The 15,444-nt window shown below is 45.8% G+C and carries 16 protein-coding genes and 4 tRNA genes; 14 read left to right on the plus strand and 6 right to left on the minus strand.

The genetic code is table 11. From position 1 onward, the window contains the following. The 6 genes from G517_RS0114585 to queF all read left to right on the plus strand — a co-directional run bounded on the left by G517_RS0114585 (position 1) and on the right by queF (position 3,195). A tRNA-Gly gene (locus tag G517_RS0114585) sits at positions 1-76 on the plus strand. 25 nt (positions 77-101) lie between these two features. Continuing rightward, positions 102-177 (plus strand) — tRNA-Glu (locus G517_RS0114590). A 47-nt stretch (positions 178-224) separates the two neighbouring features. Next, positions 225-300, plus strand: a tRNA-Gly gene (locus G517_RS0114595). A 268-nt stretch (positions 301-568) separates the two neighbouring features. After that, a complete protein-coding gene (locus G517_RS0114600) occupies positions 569-1,555 on the plus strand; it encodes an ABC transporter ATP-binding protein (RefSeq protein WP_028305019.1) in 987 nt (328 codons plus the stop codon). Beyond that, positions 1,556-2,329, plus strand: a complete 774-nt coding sequence (locus tag G517_RS0114605) for an ABC transporter permease (RefSeq protein WP_028305020.1) — start codon at positions 1,556-1,558, stop codon at positions 2,327-2,329. 2 nt (positions 2,330-2,331) lie between these two features. Beyond that, positions 2,332-3,195 (plus strand): NADPH-dependent 7-cyano-7-deazaguanine reductase QueF, encoded by an 864-nt coding sequence (queF, locus tag G517_RS0114610; RefSeq protein WP_028305021.1) that lies wholly within the window; start codon positions 2,332-2,334, stop codon positions 3,193-3,195. A 67-nt stretch (positions 3,196-3,262) separates the two neighbouring features. On the opposite strand, the gene G517_RS0114615 is transcribed toward queF, so the two are convergent. After that, on the minus strand, positions 3,263-3,823 hold the full coding sequence (locus G517_RS0114615) for a hypothetical protein (RefSeq protein WP_028305022.1): 561 nt from the start codon (positions 3,821-3,823) through the stop codon (positions 3,263-3,265). Between the two features lie 186 nt (positions 3,824-4,009). Here G517_RS0114615 and G517_RS0114620 point away from each other — a divergent pair, with 186 nt between their 5' ends. The 3 genes from G517_RS0114620 to G517_RS0114630 all read left to right on the plus strand — a co-directional run bounded on the left by G517_RS0114620 (position 4,010) and on the right by G517_RS0114630 (position 5,342). After that, the gene (locus G517_RS0114620; RefSeq protein WP_028305023.1) at positions 4,010-4,570 is read left to right on the plus strand and encodes a nitroreductase family protein; all 561 of its coding nucleotides are present in this window, start codon (positions 4,010-4,012) and stop codon (positions 4,568-4,570) included. A 56-nt stretch (positions 4,571-4,626) separates the two neighbouring features. Next, positions 4,627-5,079 carry a YiiD C-terminal domain-containing protein gene (locus G517_RS0114625; RefSeq protein ID WP_028305024.1) on the plus strand — a complete coding sequence of 151 codons (453 nt, stop codon included), beginning with the start codon at positions 4,627-4,629 and terminating at the stop codon, positions 5,077-5,079. A 175-nt stretch (positions 5,080-5,254) separates the two neighbouring features. Further along, a tRNA-Ser gene (locus G517_RS0114630) sits at positions 5,255-5,342 on the plus strand. Positions 5,343-5,448: 106 nt separating this feature from the next. Here the strand turns inward: G517_RS0114630 and G517_RS0114635 are convergent. Then, positions 5,449-6,324 (minus strand): putative RNA methyltransferase, encoded by an 876-nt coding sequence (locus G517_RS0114635; RefSeq protein ID WP_028305025.1) that lies wholly within the window; start codon positions 6,322-6,324, stop codon positions 5,449-5,451. Between the two features lie 210 nt (positions 6,325-6,534). On the opposite strand from G517_RS0114635, the gene G517_RS0114640 reads away from it, so the two are divergent. Then, positions 6,535-6,900, plus strand: a complete 366-nt coding sequence (locus G517_RS0114640) for a DUF2750 domain-containing protein (RefSeq protein WP_028305026.1) — start codon at positions 6,535-6,537, stop codon at positions 6,898-6,900. Between the two features lie 18 nt (positions 6,901-6,918). Here G517_RS0114640 and holA read toward each other — a convergent pair whose 3' ends face one another. The 3 genes from holA to leuS form a co-directional block, all read right to left on the minus strand. Next, positions 6,919-7,950, minus strand: a complete 1,032-nt coding sequence (gene holA / locus G517_RS0114645; protein ID WP_028305027.1) for a DNA polymerase III subunit delta — start codon at positions 7,948-7,950, stop codon at positions 6,919-6,921. After that, positions 7,947-8,540 (minus strand): LPS-assembly lipoprotein LptE, encoded by a 594-nt coding sequence (locus tag G517_RS0114650; RefSeq protein WP_028305028.1) that lies wholly within the window; start codon positions 8,538-8,540, stop codon positions 7,947-7,949. Before G517_RS0114650 ends, holA begins: the two co-directional genes overlap by 4 nt. Before the next feature lie 147 nt (positions 8,541-8,687). Then, positions 8,688-11,138: a leucine--tRNA ligase gene (leuS, locus tag G517_RS0114655; protein WP_028305029.1), complete on the minus strand. Its 2,451-nt coding sequence runs from the start codon at positions 11,136-11,138 to the stop codon at positions 8,688-8,690. A 485-nt stretch (positions 11,139-11,623) separates the two neighbouring features. Here leuS and G517_RS0114665 point away from each other — a divergent pair, with 485 nt between their 5' ends. The 4 genes from G517_RS0114665 to G517_RS0114680 all read left to right on the plus strand — a co-directional run bounded on the left by G517_RS0114665 (position 11,624) and on the right by G517_RS0114680 (position 14,813). Next, positions 11,624-12,175, plus strand: coding sequence for a zinc ribbon-containing protein (locus G517_RS0114665; protein WP_028305030.1), 552 nt, complete (start codon positions 11,624-11,626; stop codon positions 12,173-12,175). Positions 12,176-12,275: 100 nt separating this feature from the next. Then, the gene (gene tsaB, locus G517_RS0114670) at positions 12,276-12,983 is read left to right on the plus strand and encodes a tRNA (adenosine(37)-N6)-threonylcarbamoyltransferase complex dimerization subunit type 1 TsaB (RefSeq protein WP_028305031.1); all 708 of its coding nucleotides are present in this window, start codon (positions 12,276-12,278) and stop codon (positions 12,981-12,983) included. Between the two features lie 169 nt (positions 12,984-13,152). Further along, a complete protein-coding gene (locus G517_RS0114675) occupies positions 13,153-13,950 on the plus strand; it encodes an undecaprenyl-diphosphate phosphatase (RefSeq protein WP_028305032.1) in 798 nt (265 codons plus the stop codon). Positions 13,951-13,970: 20 nt separating this feature from the next. Then, positions 13,971-14,813 (plus strand): class I SAM-dependent methyltransferase, encoded by an 843-nt coding sequence (locus G517_RS0114680; RefSeq protein WP_028305033.1) that lies wholly within the window; start codon positions 13,971-13,973, stop codon positions 14,811-14,813. 83 nt (positions 14,814-14,896) lie between these two features. On the opposite strand, the gene gvpU is transcribed toward G517_RS0114680, so the two are convergent. Next, on the minus strand, positions 14,897-15,343 hold the full coding sequence (gvpU, locus tag G517_RS0114685; RefSeq protein WP_028305034.1) for a gas vesicle accessory protein GvpU: 447 nt from the start codon (positions 15,341-15,343) through the stop codon (positions 14,897-14,899). Between the last annotated feature and the right edge of the window lie 101 nt (positions 15,344-15,444).

A 15,444-nucleotide genomic window follows, 5' to 3' on the forward strand; every position in this document is an offset into this window, starting at 1 on the left:
GCGGGAATAGCTCAGTTGGTAGAGCACAACCTTGCCAAGGTTGGGGTCGCGAGTTCGAATCTCGTTTCCCGCTCCAATTTCAAATAACCAAAATCGGCTGCGTCCCATTCGTCTAGTGGCCTAGGACACCGCCCTTTCACGGCGGTAACAGGGGTTCGAACCCCCTATGGGACGCCATCTTCTTTTGTAAGAAGATATTATTATTGTGAACAATATATTGTTATGCGGGAATAGCTCAGTTGGTAGAGCACAACCTTGCCAAGGTTGGGGTCGCGAGTTCGAATCTCGTTTCCCGCTCCAAATTCTAAAAGCCAGTCATCTTAAAAGTGACTGGCTTTTTCCGTTTTTGTCATATGATTTAACTATTGATCTAACGATCGTGCCGTCTGTGATTCCGTCTATGATTAATAACGTCACTTGTAATATCCTCAATCACCCTCATATTTTGAGTCCGTTTCAACGTTCGCTCAACCATTAATCATAACCATTAAAGACTCGATCTGGGTATGATCCGGCTCTGCCTTCATGTGCCAACCAATTTTATGTATAAACAAAACAGGTGTTCTGAATGACCAAAGCGCTTTCTATACGGGGCCTAAAAAAGGTCTATGGCAATGGCTTTGTTGCCCTAAAAGGTATTGATTTGGATGTGGAGCAAGGTGATTTCTTTGCTTTGCTCGGCCCAAATGGTGCCGGTAAATCAACAACACTGGGGATTGTCAGTTCTCTTGTGAATAAGTCTGAAGGCAGTGTTTCTATCTTTGGTGTTGATGTTGATAAAGATTTCTCCACCGCTAAGCGTTTTTTAGGTGTGGTTCCCCAGGAATTTAACTTTAATCAGTTTGAAAAAGTTGAGGATATCATCCTGAGTCAGGCGGGTTACTACGGTATCCATAGAGCTGAGGCGAAGATACGTGCTGAGCAGTTTTTAAAAGAGCTGGGACTGTGGGATAAGCGTGATAATGCTGCTCGTATGCTATCTGGCGGTATGAAACGGCGCTTGATGATCGCCCGAGCCTTGATTCATAAGCCACGATTGTTGATCTTGGATGAGCCAACTGCCGGTGTGGATATTGAGCTGCGCCGCTCTATGTGGGAGTTCATTAAAAAGATCAACCGTGAAGAAGGCACCACGATTATCCTGACAACCCATTATCTGGAAGAAGCCGAAAGCCTGTGTCGCAATATCGCCATTATTGATCAGGGTGAAATTGTTAAAAATACCTCTATCAAAGCGTTACTCGCTCAGCTTAATACTGAAGTTTTTATTATGGATACGTCAGAGGTGATGGTTGAGGCTCCGCAGGTGGAAAGCTTTGAAACGACTTTAATTGATGAACATAGCTTTGAAGTGATAATGCAGCGTGGCCAGCACTTGAATGAGGTTTTTACTCGGCTAAATGCTATTGGCGTTAATATCAGCTCCATGCGGACGAAATCAAACCGACTGGAAGAGTTGTTTGTTGAGCTGGTAGAGCACGATCACAAGAAAGACGGTGCTAAAGATCGCTCTAACGGGAACGCATCTAAGCTTAAAGAAAAGGTATCCGCATAAATGAGTATTCAAGAATATTGGATTGCGTTTTACACCATTGTTCATAAAGAGATCAGCCGGTTTACTCGTATTTGGGCGCAAACTCTGTTGCCGCCTGCGATCACCATGACCTTGTACTTTGTGATATTCGGCAATCTCATTGGCAGTCGTATCGGTGAAATGGGTGGCTTTAGCTATATGCAATTTATTGTGCCGGGATTGATTATGATGTCAGTGATTACTAACTCATATTCAAACGTTGTCTCGTCTTTTTATGGGGCGCGTTTTCAGAAAAGCATCGAAGAGCTATTAGTCTCGCCTACCCCCAATTGGATTATCCTCAGTGGTTTTATTTTAGGTGGCGTAGCTCGGGGTCTGACCGTTGGCTTGATTGTGACGATGTTGTCATTGTTTTTTACGGACCTGCATCTGCATAATGTTTGGATTACCATTTTGGTCGTGCTGATGACCTCGATTCTATTTGCTTTGGGCGGTTTTATTAACGCTATGTTTGCCCGTAGCTTTGATGATATCTCTATTGTTCCTACCTTTATTTTGACCCCATTGACCTATCTAGGTGGTGTGTTTTATTCGATCTCCCTGTTGCCAGAGTTTTGGCAGGGGGTTTCTATGCTGAACCCGATACTTTATATGGTGAATACCTTTCGTTATGGTATTTTAGGTGTTTCTGATATTGATGTGGTTTACGCGCTCTCGGCAGTGGCTGTTTTTATTGTCAGTATGTTTACGCTTGCGTTAACCCTGTTAAACAAAGGTAAAGGAATTCGAAGTTAATCATGGGAAATTCAATTTCACCTGAAATAGAGCAATCGCTATTGGGTAAAAGTACCGAATATAGCGACCAGTACAATGCTGGTTTGTTGTACCCGATTTCTCGCCAGCCAAAGCGAGATGACATTGGTATTAACCCGCCGACAAAAGAAGCAGGCCTGCCTTTTTTTGGGCAGGATATTTGGAATGCCTTTGAATTGTCTTGGTTGAACTTAAAAGGCAAACCACAGGTTGCCATGGCCGTGTTTCGTATCCCGGTGGATTCTGACAATATTATTGAATCAAAATCCTTTAAGTTGTATTTAAACTCTTTTAATCAAACAAAGATTGAGAGCCAGCAACAGTTACAGCATATTTTAGTGAGAGATCTTTCAGCCACCGCCGGTGCTCCGGTTGATGTGACGTTACAGGCTTTGGGTGGTGTTTTGGACGGTGCTGCGACTATGCAGATTACCGAGCCTAAAGGGCGCTGTCTCGATGGGTTGGATATTGAGGTTAAGCACTATCATCCTGAACCGGCTTTGCTGAAAAACCAGAATGATCTGATTATTAAAGAGACGCTGTACAGTCATCTCTTACGCTCAAATTGCCCTGTTACTGGGCAGCCAGACTGGGCAACGGTAGAGATTAATTATACGGGTAAAAGAATCGATAAAGCAGGACTTCTGGCCTATATTGTCTCTTTTAGACTGCATAATGACTTTCATGAGCAGTGTGTTGAGCGGATGTTTCTGGATATTTCTCAGCGCTGTCAGCCAGAAGAGCTAACGATTATTGCTCGCTATACTCGGCGCGGCGGGTTGGACATTAACCCTTGGCGTTCTTCCCATCGACCGAGCTTTGAAAATCGTCGCTTTGTGCGACAATAATGACCAATAAGCGCGACAAGCCCCGTACTTTTAATTGGTGCGGGGGAGAATGTCAAAAAGCTGTAAATTAATCATCAGCAGAGTGGTCGAGATCATATTGATCTTTGTACTTGGTGAGTAGTTTCTTTGCCTTTGCTAGCTGCTCGCGGTAGTGGGTTATTTTTTCCTCTACTGCAGCGGCTTCTTTACGGCTAAGTTTGATATATTCCTCAAGATGCAGCAAAGAGCTTGTCTGCCGCTCGGCGACTTCGGGGGCAGAGTCAGGGTCGAGCTGTAGACTCTCAATTAGCTTGCGCATATTAGCGGTTAGCAATAGCTTCTCATCTAACATTTTGCGTAATTCGCTAATCTCGCCTGTGATTTTCTCAGGATCTATTATCGGTGACTCTGTTGCAAAGTCATCGGCTCTACCGCTATCTGAGTGCGCACTTTGCGAGGAAAAATCAGCAGATTCTGTCATCATCGCTTCAACAGGCGAAGACACACTTTCTGTTTCATCACTATCCCCCCGTAAGATACGAATCTGCTTTTTTAGAAAACGAGTGTGTAAAAACAAAAAGAAGATACCGCCTATCAGCAGCAAAATCAGTTGTATAATGCCAACCAGTGCTAATGTGGAAAAAACCATGTCACAATTCCCTTAATTTATCAGGTTTTGTTCATGATAACCTGTATAACCGCCAAGCTCTATGTATTCGTAATACAAGGAATTGTCGATAAGTTGGTTGTAAAATACATTAAATTGGAGCTTTTGAGTCTTTTCCCGAATAGTTGTAAGTGTGGCTCTACCCTATAACGAATGATAGGAGTTTTTATGCAAGCCGAAGCGTTACTGTTAAACCGAAATTCACATCCAAAGCTATCAGGCGAACGACCTAGTGCTGAAATAATGGAGTTCATTTACCAAGCAGCTTTGAGAGCACCTGATCATGGTGCTATTCGCCCGTGGCGCTTTATTGAGTTCACCGGTACTGGTCGAGAGCGTTTGGGGGAGCTTTTTCATAAGGGCCTGATGGTTCGCCAGCCAGACGCCGATGATGCCAAGCAAAATAAGATTCGACTGATGACGCTTCGAGCCCCTGTGATTATTGCTGTGATCGCGAAGGTGGATGCTAAGCATCCTAAAGTGCCTGTTCTTGAACAGGTGTTATCAGCGGGTGCTGCGGCACAAAACGCTATGCTAGCGGCTCATGCTAAAGGTTTAGGGGCTATTTGGCGTACAGGAGATGTGGCGTTTGATTCTGTGGTTGACCAAGGTTTAGGCTTAGAGCCAGAGGATCAGGTTGTGGGCTATCTGTATCTTGGGCAGATCGAAGGCCGTAATAAGCCTTTACCTGAATATAAAACGGAAGATTATGTTGAATGCTGGTCATAGGGATTAGCACGAACGGATAGTCGATGGTCATGGATGGTAAAAGTAGGAGTTAATTTGTGCAACAAGCGCGTGTTGATCAGTTTTTAGAGCAAGTGAAAGCATCGATCCCCTTGGTTAATCATATGGGGTTACATCGAATAACCTTTGAAAATAGTGAAGTTTGCTTTCAGGTCTCGCTAGCCCCCAACCTGAATGATAAAGGTACGGGCTTTGGTGGATCTATTAGCGGACTGTGTACCTTGGCCGGCTGGGCATTGACGACGCTTATATTGATCGAGCAAGATTTAGAACGTAGTGCCGTGGTCAAAACAGGCACTATCGATTTTACGGCACCGGTGACTTCTGATTTCATTGTCCGCTGCTATTGCCCTGAGAAAGACGGTGCAGACGTGTTGATTGAGCAGGTTAATGCCAAAGGGCGTGGTCGTTTGCCAATTGTTGCTGAGATCTTGCAAGATGAAAAACTAGCCGTACGCTATGCTGGTGATTATGTGGCTTTAGATCGCTAGCGACATAGCGCTGATCAGCGCTTTGCTCTTAAGGTAAGGTTAAGGCAGTAGGGTATTGTCGAATAAGTGCTTGAGATTTATAAAAAATATAGAGAAAACCAGACAAATCTCTTGCTCTTGAAGAGTTGTCTGTCTATAATGCGCGCCATCTGTTTTGCCGAAGGTAAGCAGTTGTGGAGAGGTGGCCGAGCGGCCGAAGGCGCACGCCTGGAAAGTGTGTATACCGCAAGGTATCGAGGGTTCGAATCCCTCCCTCTCCGCCATGAATTCTAAAGCCCGCTGATTTTATAAAGAATCAACGGGCTTTTTTTATATCTTATTTTTCTGTCTAGGTGGCTAAAATCAAATATTTAGCCCTTAGCCCTGCGTTTAGCCTTGGCCCTTATACTGTAAGACCCTAAAGACGACCTGTGCGCTTAAGTCTAGCTTGGTGAGGGCTTGTGCAGCTTGTTTGCCTTCGTAGCTTGCGCGGTAAAGGTGAGGTGTCATTACGAGAAGATCTTGAATCTGTGCTTGGTTGAGGGTTTTCGGAGCAAAGTTAATTTGATTCTGTTGTCGCGATGTAAAGCCTAATTCATCGGCTGTTTTTAGCGCTGGTACATCGCGGCGACGTACCTCTGGGTAGATGATTTCCCGTAGCTCGATAAGATGTTCTGGGCCAGCCTCTGCTAAAATCACTTTGCCGTTAGGCTTTAATACCTTTGCAAACCACTCTAGCTCGTAAAAACCAAACATACAGATGATTAGATCAACCGAGTTTTCTGCTACAGGCAGCTGTGCATTTGTGCCGACAACCCATGTAATAGGAAGCTGGTATTTGGTTGCTGCTTGCGCGCCCCATTTTGATATATCGACACCAATAAGCTCAATGTTGTCAGCTTCGATGAGTTGGTTTTCGGTAGCGAGTCGACTTAGGTAATAACCTTCACCGCAGCCTGCGTCGACAATGGAGATAAGGGAGTCGTTAGATGGTGATGGTAAATGTGTTTTAACAAGTTGATTCAGTTCGTCAGAGATCGGTTGGTAAAGTCCTGATTGTAAGAAGCGCTGTCGTGCCTGAATCATCTCTTTGCTGTCGCCAGGATCCTTTGAGTTCTTTTTTTGCACGGGTAATAAATTAACGTAACCTTGTTTTGCAATATCAAAACTGTGGCCAGAAGGGCACTGTAGGCTGCGATTTTGCAGTGTGAGTAACTGTTTATCTAGAGGACAAGTTAAGTGTGCTGCCAAGGTGAATTGAGCCATGGTGATAGGATCCAGTTGCAGGTCAGGATAACAAAGCGCGCCATCTTGCGATTAAGTGTGGCTGGGGTCAAGCGGATGGCGGGCAAATCTTCGTTTTTAATGGGAATTACGCTATCTTTGATAGCAATTATTGTAGGCCGTGCTAATCTGGCAGCTGATACGTTTAACGGCTATTTTTGCCTATAATGAGTTAGATTTGGTGGAGCTATTATGACACGCCTGACAGATAGTATTGATGACAACTACTCACTCTTTATCGAGGAGATTCGCTTCAACGGGGAGCTTTGGGGTATTGAATCAGAAGATGGCTGGGTTGTGGTGGATTCGCAAGAGTTTGAAAACACGGATGTTATTCCATTTTGGTCTGATAAAGAAGACGCTGCAGTTCACTGTGTTGAGGAATGGGCTGACTATCAGATCAGTAAAATTGAAGTTGAAGATTTTGTTCAAGAATGGCTGCCAGAACTTGATGCCGATGGTGTTTTAGTGGGCGCTAACTGGAATGCTGAACTTGAAGGTGTAGAAGTTGAATCTCTTCAGTTAGCCGAAGCGTTAGCTGGCGCTGATATAGATTAGTGATTGGCTTAGCGCTCTTTATTGAGCCGCTAAGCCGCTAAATTTTAAACATAGTTGGCTTAGCAGCGGCCAGCTTTTACCTTTCTGCATCCCTTTAATCCGCTGATCAACTTGCTCTGCCATTAATATCAACTGATGTAATTGCTTGCTGCTATGGACTGATAGCGCTTTTTTATACAGCGGTTTACGCTTATCCCAGATACGAAGCTCTCGACAAATATGGTCAAATGATTGCCCCTGTTCTGTGCGGTGCTTTAAATTGATCAGTTGGCGAAGTTCTCGAGTTATACCCCAAAGAATAATTGGTGGCTCTAACCCTTCCCCTTGTAAACCCGTGATAATACGGCTGGTACGCACAGGGTCGGCGTTTAATACGGCATCTGTTAGGTTAAATACATCATAACGTGAGCTATCTTGAACGGCAGCCATAATCGCTTGGTCGTCCAACGTATTCTGATCAGGATAGGCTAGCCTTAGTTTTTGAATCTCCTGGTCGCAGGCCAGTAAGTTACCCTCCACACGCTGAGCTAAAAGTGCTACGGCTTCTGGCGTTGCTTGAAAGCCTGCAGCTCTCAGACGGTGGGTAATCCAGCCAGGAAGCCGCTGGCTATCCAGAGGCCACACCGGTACGAAAACTCCGACGGCATCTAAGGCTTTAAACCACTTGCTGTTGGTGGAGGAGCCTTCTAGTTTTCCAGAAATAATCAGCAGAGTGTTGTCGCTTTGTCCACGGTTGTCTGATATCTCTTTGGCATAAGCCTGTAGTGCCTGACTGCCCTCTTGCCCGGGCTTGCCCGAAGGAATATGTAGCTCAATCAATTTATGGCTTGAGAACAGGCTCATGCTAGCGTTGGCTTCGATGAGTGTTGACCAAGCAAAATTGTTATCCACATGATGCACTTCACGTTCTTCGGCCCCTGCTTTACGTACCGATGTGCGAACCAAATCGCACGCTTCACGCATTTGTAAAGGCTCATCGCCAGAGATTAAATAGATCGGCTTTAAGCCTGACTTTAGCTGTTCAGACAATTTATCTGTAAAGATTTTCATGGTTGATTTGAAACCATATTCACCACGCTTTGAACGTTTATTGAACGGCCATCATTTGTGGATTCACTGATGTTTTTAGACATGGTCGGTAGTGTAATATAGCTTAATTGGCGGGCAACGCGGTTCGCAAGATCCCGCTCCATTTCAAAGCGTAGAGCTGCTAGGTCGCTGGCTTCGCTGTATAGATTGTCGCTACTACTATAGGTGCGAGTAGCTTTAAGGGTTGACTGAGGTGCAACAGGCTTACCTTCTGCATCCCGTAGTTGATAATCAACCTCTGCATAAAGGTTGTAGCTACTGGAGCCTGAGGTAAAAGTCGTTTGCTGTGACCTATGGCGGACATTGCCTAACCAAAGGTGCCAGCGTGCGCTTTCTTTGTTTTTCAATAACACAACATTTCCCTGAGCTAGCTGGGTGGTTAAGGTGTTATAAAAAACAGAGGATTGTTCGGTCAGGTACAGTGGCGAGAGTTCAGCCGGAAAACCGGCTGACCCTCGCAATTGAAAGCCGCAGCTACTGACGAAAATCGCCAGAAAAACTGCGCCTAACGCTTTAGGTATAGACAAGGGTTTTGTCTTTTGCAAATTCATCTGTGTTCCATTGATCGAGCTTAATTAAGCTCGATCAGCTTGCAGTTATTCATCATGATATCCATCTGGCCGGCGGTTCGCTTTTAACTTATAAGCTATTTAGCTTACGCCACTGACCAGTGGGATACCCGTTTGTTACAAGGCGCGTTAGTTCGCGACGATATTAACCAGTTTGCCAGGTACAACAATTACCTTGCGGATGGTAACGCCTTCTAAGAACTTAGCGACTTTCTCGTCTGCTTTTGCGATCGTTTCAACGGTGTCTTTTGGTGCGTCCGCAGCGACTTCGATTTTACTACGCATTTTACCGTTTACTTGAACGATTATTTGGATAGAGTCACGAACCAATGCATCTTGATCAACCGTAGGCCATTGGGCATCAATCACGACACTATCATGACCGAGCAGTTGCCATAGCGTATGGGCAATATGTGGCACGATAGGTGACAGCATAACGACACAGGCTTCAATGGCCTCATGCTGAACAGCGAGCATCTCATCGCTATCATCGTTAACTTTAGTAATCGCATTGCTTAACTCCATTACCGCAGCAATAGCGGTATTGAAGGTTAGGCGACGTTCCATATCGTCACTGATCTTGGCGATGGTTTCATGAGTCTTACGACGTAGTTCTTTTTGCTTGTCGTTCAATGTCGCAGGGTTTAGCTCTGGAGCTGGCCCAGCTTCGACATGACTTTGTACCATCTTCCATAGACGTTTCAGGAAGCGGTTGGCACCTTCTACGCCAGAATCAGACCATTCCAGAGATTGTTCTGGTGGCGCTGCAAACATAATGAATAGACGAACGGTATCTGCGCCGTACTTCTGGATCAGCTCTTGAGGGTCAACGGTGTTGCCCTTAGATTTGGACATCTTGCTGCCATCTTTCAATACCATGCCTTGAGTTAGCAGGCGTTGGAATGGCTCATCGGAGTTAACCAAACCTTCATCACGTAATAGCTTATGGTAGAAACGGCTATATAGCAGGTGAAGAATGGCGTGCTCGATACCGCCGATATAATGGTTAACAGGTGCCCAATAATCGACCTCTTTACCTAGCATCGCTTCGCTTTGACTACGGGAGGTATAGCGCGCGTAGTACCACGAGGATTCCATGAAGGTATCGAACGTATCGGTTTCCCGAGTTGCTGGGCCACCACACTTAGGGCAGGTTGTTTCGTAGAACTCTGGCATTTTCTTAATAGGAGAGCCGACACCATCAAAGTCGACGTCTTCAGGCAGAACAACCGGTAGCTGATCCTCTGGAACCGCCACATCACCACAGTCCTGACAGTTGATCATCGGGATTGGTGCACCCCAGTAACGCTGGCGAGAAACACCCCAATCGCGCAGGCGATAATTGATGGTGATCTTACCTTTACCTTCGCTTTCCAGTTTGGCTGCGATAGCATCGAAAGCCGCTTCAAAGCTTAGGTTGTTGAATTCACCGGAGTTGATCAAAACGCCTTTGCCTGTGTATGACGCTTGGCTCAGGTCGACTTCATCACCTTCGGCAGCAGCAATAACTTGCTCAATAGGCAGGTTGTACTTGGTGGCAAACTCCCAGTCGCGTTGGTCGTGACCTGGTACGGCCATAACCGCACCTGAACCGTAGTCCATGAGCACAAAGTTAGCGACCATCACAGGTACTTCACGGCCCGTTAACGGATGAACAGCCGTAAAGCCCGTTGCAATACCTTTTTTCTCCATGGTTGCCATGTCAGCTTCGGCAACTTTGGTATGCTTGCACTCTTCAACGAAGGCTGCCAGCTCAGGATTTGTCTGCGCGGCTTCCAGAGAAAGTGGGTGCTGAGCTGCAACGGCCACATAGGTCACGCCCATCAAGGTATCGGGGCGTGTCGTGAACACTTCCAGTTCTTCGCTACGATCTTTCAGGCCGAAACGCAGCTCAACACCACGGGATTTACCAATCCAGTTGCGTTGCATGGTTTTAACTTGCTCAGGCCAGTCAACTTTATCCAAGTCATCCAGCAATTGATCGGCATAGTCGGTGATTTTCAGGAACCATTGCGGAATTTCGCGACGTTCAACTTCGGTATCACAGCGCCAGCAGCAGCCATCAATCACCTGCTCATTCGCCAGAACCGTCATATCATGGGGGCACCAATTCACAGAGGCTGTTTTTTTGTAAACCAAACCTTTCTCAAACAGGCGAGTGAAGAACCATTGCTCCCAACGATAATACTCAGGGTGGCAGGTGGCTAGCTCACGATCCCAGTCATAAGCGAAGCCCAACTGCTTTAGCTGGTCACGCATATAATCTATATTTTCGTAAGTCCACTTAGCTGGTGCTACGTTGTTCTTGATGGCCGCATTTTCTGCAGGTAAACCAAATGCATCCCAACCCATAGGTTGCAGTACGTTTTTGCCGCGCAGGCGCTGGTAACGAGACAGTACATCACCAATGGTATAGTTACGTACATGGCCCATATGCAGACGGCCACTAGGGTACGGGAACATCGATAGGCAGTAGAATTTTTCGCGGTTAGCATCTTCTACCGCTTTAAAACACTGATTTTTTTCCCAGAAAGCTTGTGCTTCCTGTTCGATCTTATGGGGAGTGTACTGAACGTCCATTATTGCGTAGTTACCTTGCCAGTTCCGGAAGGCCGGAAGGGTTAACAAATAGGACCAGAGCAGGTGCAGACTTAACGCTGTACCATTTTTATGAGGCAATGGGTAAGCATTCTACCGTGCTGATCTGGTTGTCAATTTGGCGCTTAAAGAGCAGAGACGGTATTTAAATCGTAAATTCGCCAATGCCAGCGTGAAACCCCTAAGTTTACCTTAGAGACTGGCTAACAGGTAGAGGTAAGAGTGTGAACGGATGGGAAGAGTACAAGCTTAGAGTATAAAACGCCTCTATTTTGAGGGATTTTAAGTAAAGACCAGAAGGTTTTGAAGTAAAAAGACTTGGCTCAATAGTGCTTAACAATAAGAGCGATAAGAATACGATCTTTCATCCCGTGACAGAATGCTTCAGATAGTAAATACTCAATATAAATAAGGTGATTGCTATCTGGATCATCGGTAAAATTGTTATCTGTCAATAAGGAGACATTATGTCAGATAAAGCCCCTGGAAACCGTTCAAATGATAACGAAAAGCTTGCACGTCACTATGACAGTGCTTTGGTTCGCATTGAAGAACGCTTAGCCGATGTAGAACAGGCGACACTCGATACGCTGCAAAAAGAGATTCGTGATGCGGTAGAATTTGAACAAGACTTAGAACGCCTGACTAAAGATGAAGTCTCTTTACTCACCACTTGGCTGAATCGTGATCTGCAGGATCTAGGTCATTTTGTGAATACAACAGGCCGTGGTTTAGGAGAATGGCTGAATATCGACCTTTCAGCCTTGGAGCTGTCTTTGCTGGAAGCCTTACAATCGGTTGCTGATAAAACTCGGGTCGACCAGTTAGAGCTTGAGCAGAAATTGGAAAGTGATCCTAGTATCTATATTGAAGGTGAGCTGGCCACTGCTGGCTCTTTTAGTTGCACAGAATGTGAAAAAATAGTCGTTGTGACGCACACGCGACCTGTCGAACGCTGCCATCGTTGCGGTAATCATCTGTTTCATCGGGTTAGTCAATACCATAGCGCTCATAAATAGGTCTGAAGGTCTCTTGGGAGGCCTTTTGTCGTTAAATTTCGCTCTTGTGGAATGAATGCGTATAATTGCTATCTTTCTTTCGCTTTTAGGCAGATGACAGATGGCACGCATTCTCGCATTAGATACCTCAACGGAGGCCTGCTCGGTCGCTCTGAAACTGGATGATCAGGTACTGGAGGATTTTCGGCTGGTACCTCGTAAACATACTCAGCTCTTATTACCGATGATTGAGGGTATTTTGGCGGAAGGTGGCGTTAAACTTAGTGACCTTGATGGGATCGCCTTTGCCAACGGCCCTGGTTCTTTTACGGGTTTGCGCATTGCAACAGGTGTTGTTCAAGGGTTAGCCTTTGGGGCGAATCTTCCTGTTATTCCCGTAACAACCTTAGAAACAATGGCGTTTACGTTGTTTCGTGAGCGTTTCGCTCACTATATTATCGCCTCTTTGGATGCTCGTATGGGTGAGGTCTATTGGGCGGCGTATCACTGGAATGGGCAGGGGTTTGACTGCCTTGCAGAGCCTGAAGTGATCGCCCCTGATCAAGTGGCGCTGATTAATCCTATTCCTGACGCTGATTGGGTTGGAGCCGGTAATGGCTGGCAACTACTCGACCAGTTCTCTCCTGTTATGCAAAGCCTGTTGCAGCAAACCTATGCGGATCTACTGCCTAAAGCCGGTGATATTGCTCGCTTGGCTGAACTGTATTGGCAGCAAGGTAAAACCGTGAGAGCTGAAGACGCAATGCCGGTTTATTTACGGGATAACGTGGCTTTTAAAAAAGGTGAAGGCCCCCACGGTAAAAAGTAAAGGCTCAGTCTATTGAAGATATTAAGACGTTGCTTGGGATATTAAGACTTCTTGGCAACGTTAAGACTTGGTTGAGAAGGTTAAGACTTGGTTAAAGGTGTTAAGACTTTGTTAAGTATTGCCCGTTAGCTTTAAGGTTTTGACAGACTCAAAATAAGGAATGCATTCAGTGGACTGGTTTCAAGTTACCTTTTTAGCGTTGATGCAGGGCTTAACCGAGTTCTTACCGGTTTCAAGCTCAGCGCATCTTATTCTGCCTGCGCAGATTTTTGGTTGGGCCGATCAAGGGCTTGCTTTTGATGTTGCTGTGCATGTGGGCACCTTGTTAGCGGTTATGCTTTATTTCCAGCAGGATATCCGTCAGATGACGGTTGCTTGGTTTTCTAGTATTTTTAAGCAAAAAAAGAGTCAAGACAGTTTTCTTGCTTGGGCTGTGATTGTGGCGACTATTCCCGCTGGGCTTGCAGGTTTCTTACTGAATGATTTTATTGCGCTAGAGCTGCGATCTACCTTGGTGATTGCGATTACGACCCTTGTCTTTGGCTTCTTACTCTGGTGGGCGGACAGTCAGTGTCGCCGTAACCGGGATGAGCACCAATTTCAAATGCGTGATGCCATTTGGATCGGTTTAGCGCAAGCCTTGGCCTTGGTTCCAGGAACGTCACGCTCGGGTATCACCATAACCGCCGCTTTAATGCTGGGTCTTACTCGACAGGCTGCCGCTCGTTTTAGTTTTTTGTTATCTATTCCACTGATTATGGCCGCAGGGCTATTAAAAGGGATAGAGCTATATCAGGTGGGGACGGAGTCGCAAATTAGCCACACCTTAGTCGGTGGGGTTATCGCTTTTGGTGCGGCGTTAGTGTGTATTCATCTTTTTCTACGTTTATTAGATCGTACGGGTATGCTGCCCTTTGTGATTTATCGCTTAGTACTGGGCGTTGTTTTATTCGCTTTCTTTGTTTGATTTAAGGCTCTGTTAACCGCATGACGCACTCTTTGCCGCTTTATTTTTATACACCGCAGGAATCCCAACAGAAAGAGATTCAAGCACTGTTTGACCGTTTACGGCCTCAGCTACCAGAGCATTTGTCCCCTCTATTGGTTGACGAGTTGCCTAGGGAGGCCGGTGCTCTGGTTTTGTTGCTGGATAGCCAAGGGCTTTCTCTGGGGGAAACAGGCAAAAAAGCGCCTAAGCCGGTTCAGGTGGACTTCACTGCTGGGAAAGCGGCTCATCGACGCCAGTTTGGCGGTGGAAAAAGTCAGCTAATCGCTAAAGCAGTTGGTTTACACACAGGGGTAAAGCCTAGAGTCTTGGATGCCACTGCAGGTCTTGGTGGTGATGCTTTTGTCTTGGCAGGTTTGGGCTGTTCCATGTTGCTGCTTGAGCGGCACCCCGTTGTCGCTGCGCTATTACAAGATGGCTTAGAGCGAGGCTTACTTGATCCAGAGGCCGTAGAGGTTGTTTCTCGAATGCCTTTAGTCACAGGCAATGCGATTGATACGATGCAGCAGGCGGTGACGGAAATGGCGTTTGCCCCGCAGGTGATCTACCTTGATCCCATGTTTCCCTCTAGGGAAAAAACAGCGCAGGTGAAAAAAGAGATGAAGCTGTTTCATCAGTTGGTGGGTATGGATCAGGATGATGACCAGTTACTTGAAGCGGCATGGGCTTTAGCAACACACCGTGTTGTGGTTAAGCGCCCTAGAAAAGCGCCAGCGATTACAGGCTTAAGGCCAACTTATGTGTTGGAAGGAAAATCCAGTCGTTATGATATTTACACTAAACGTAAGTTGGATGCGTCAGGTGTCGGGACATTAGAAGAGTAAGTCTTGATACCCTGTGATGTAATAGCAAAACGGGGAGTCTTGGCTCCCCGTGTTTTATGTTTGTTCGTCTTTCAGACTAAATACTAGTCTTCTATATGCTCTGCGTTCAAGGTGCCCAGAATAAAGCCACCAACCTCTGAGATACGACCACGCCACCACATACCACGATTATTAGGAATTGGAGCGCCGGCGGTGTTGAAAAAACGTGCGCCTTCTAGGTGGATAAAGTTAGCACCGTGCTCTTCTGGGTCATCCGTTTGACCATCGTACAAGCTTGCGTATTTGTTGAAGGCTTGTTCGATATTTTTCAGTGCTTCTTTATTGCCAAAAGCAACGGATGTTTCGGATATGAATTCCGCAGAGAAACCATCAAAGTACTTACGCCCATTAACAATATGGCCTGATACTAAGAAGCCATCCATTTGTAGTGTGATACCGATTTCAATATCACTATTGTTGACGGTGCTCACGAGATTTTCTAAAAACCAATCTTTGTTCTGATCCATCGTACTTTCCTGTGTGTGACTCATTTATCTGCTCCTAATTGGCTTTTATTTATTACTAACATCAGTATTAAATCAACGGTGATGCTAACACAGCTATCCGTTAAAAAAACGACAAAAGCCGCGAC

Source organism: Oceanospirillum maris DSM 6286, from assembly GCF_000422865.1.
Classification (GTDB): Bacteria; Pseudomonadota; Gammaproteobacteria; order Pseudomonadales; family Halomonadaceae; genus Oceanospirillum; species Oceanospirillum maris.

Bases quoted from the DNA above. Each gene is read 5' to 3' on its own strand.
- gvpU (WP_028305034.1), bottom strand. From the start codon at position 15,343: ATGAGTCACACACAGGAAAGTACGATGGATCAGAACAAAGATTGGTTT.
- G517_RS0114615 (WP_028305022.1), bottom strand. From the start codon at position 3,823: ATGGTTTTTTCCACATTAGCACTGGTTGGCATTATACAACTGATTTTG.
- tsaB (WP_028305031.1), top strand. From the start codon at position 12,276: ATGGCACGCATTCTCGCATTAGATACCTCAACGGAGGCCTGCTCGGTC.
- G517_RS0114650 (WP_028305028.1), bottom strand. From the start codon at position 8,540: ATGAATTTGCAAAAGACAAAACCCTTGTCTATACCTAAAGCGTTAGGC.
- G517_RS0114620 (WP_028305023.1), top strand. From the start codon at position 4,010: ATGCAAGCCGAAGCGTTACTGTTAAACCGAAATTCACATCCAAAGCTA.
- G517_RS0114635 (WP_028305025.1), bottom strand. From the start codon at position 6,324: ATGGCTCAATTCACCTTGGCAGCACACTTAACTTGTCCTCTAGATAAA.
- G517_RS0114680 (WP_028305033.1), top strand. From the start codon at position 13,971: ATGACGCACTCTTTGCCGCTTTATTTTTATACACCGCAGGAATCCCAA.
- G517_RS0114605 (WP_028305020.1), top strand. From the start codon at position 1,556: ATGAGTATTCAAGAATATTGGATTGCGTTTTACACCATTGTTCATAAA.
- leuS (WP_028305029.1), bottom strand. From the start codon at position 11,138: ATGGACGTTCAGTACACTCCCCATAAGATCGAACAGGAAGCACAAGCT.
- G517_RS0114600 (WP_028305019.1), top strand. From the start codon at position 569: ATGACCAAAGCGCTTTCTATACGGGGCCTAAAAAAGGTCTATGGCAAT.
- G517_RS0114640 (WP_028305026.1), top strand. From the start codon at position 6,535: ATGACACGCCTGACAGATAGTATTGATGACAACTACTCACTCTTTATC.
- holA (WP_028305027.1), bottom strand. From the start codon at position 7,950: ATGAAAATCTTTACAGATAAATTGTCTGAACAGCTAAAGTCAGGCTTA.
- queF (WP_028305021.1), top strand. From the start codon at position 2,332: ATGGGAAATTCAATTTCACCTGAAATAGAGCAATCGCTATTGGGTAAA.
- G517_RS0114665 (WP_028305030.1), top strand. From the start codon at position 11,624: ATGTCAGATAAAGCCCCTGGAAACCGTTCAAATGATAACGAAAAGCTT.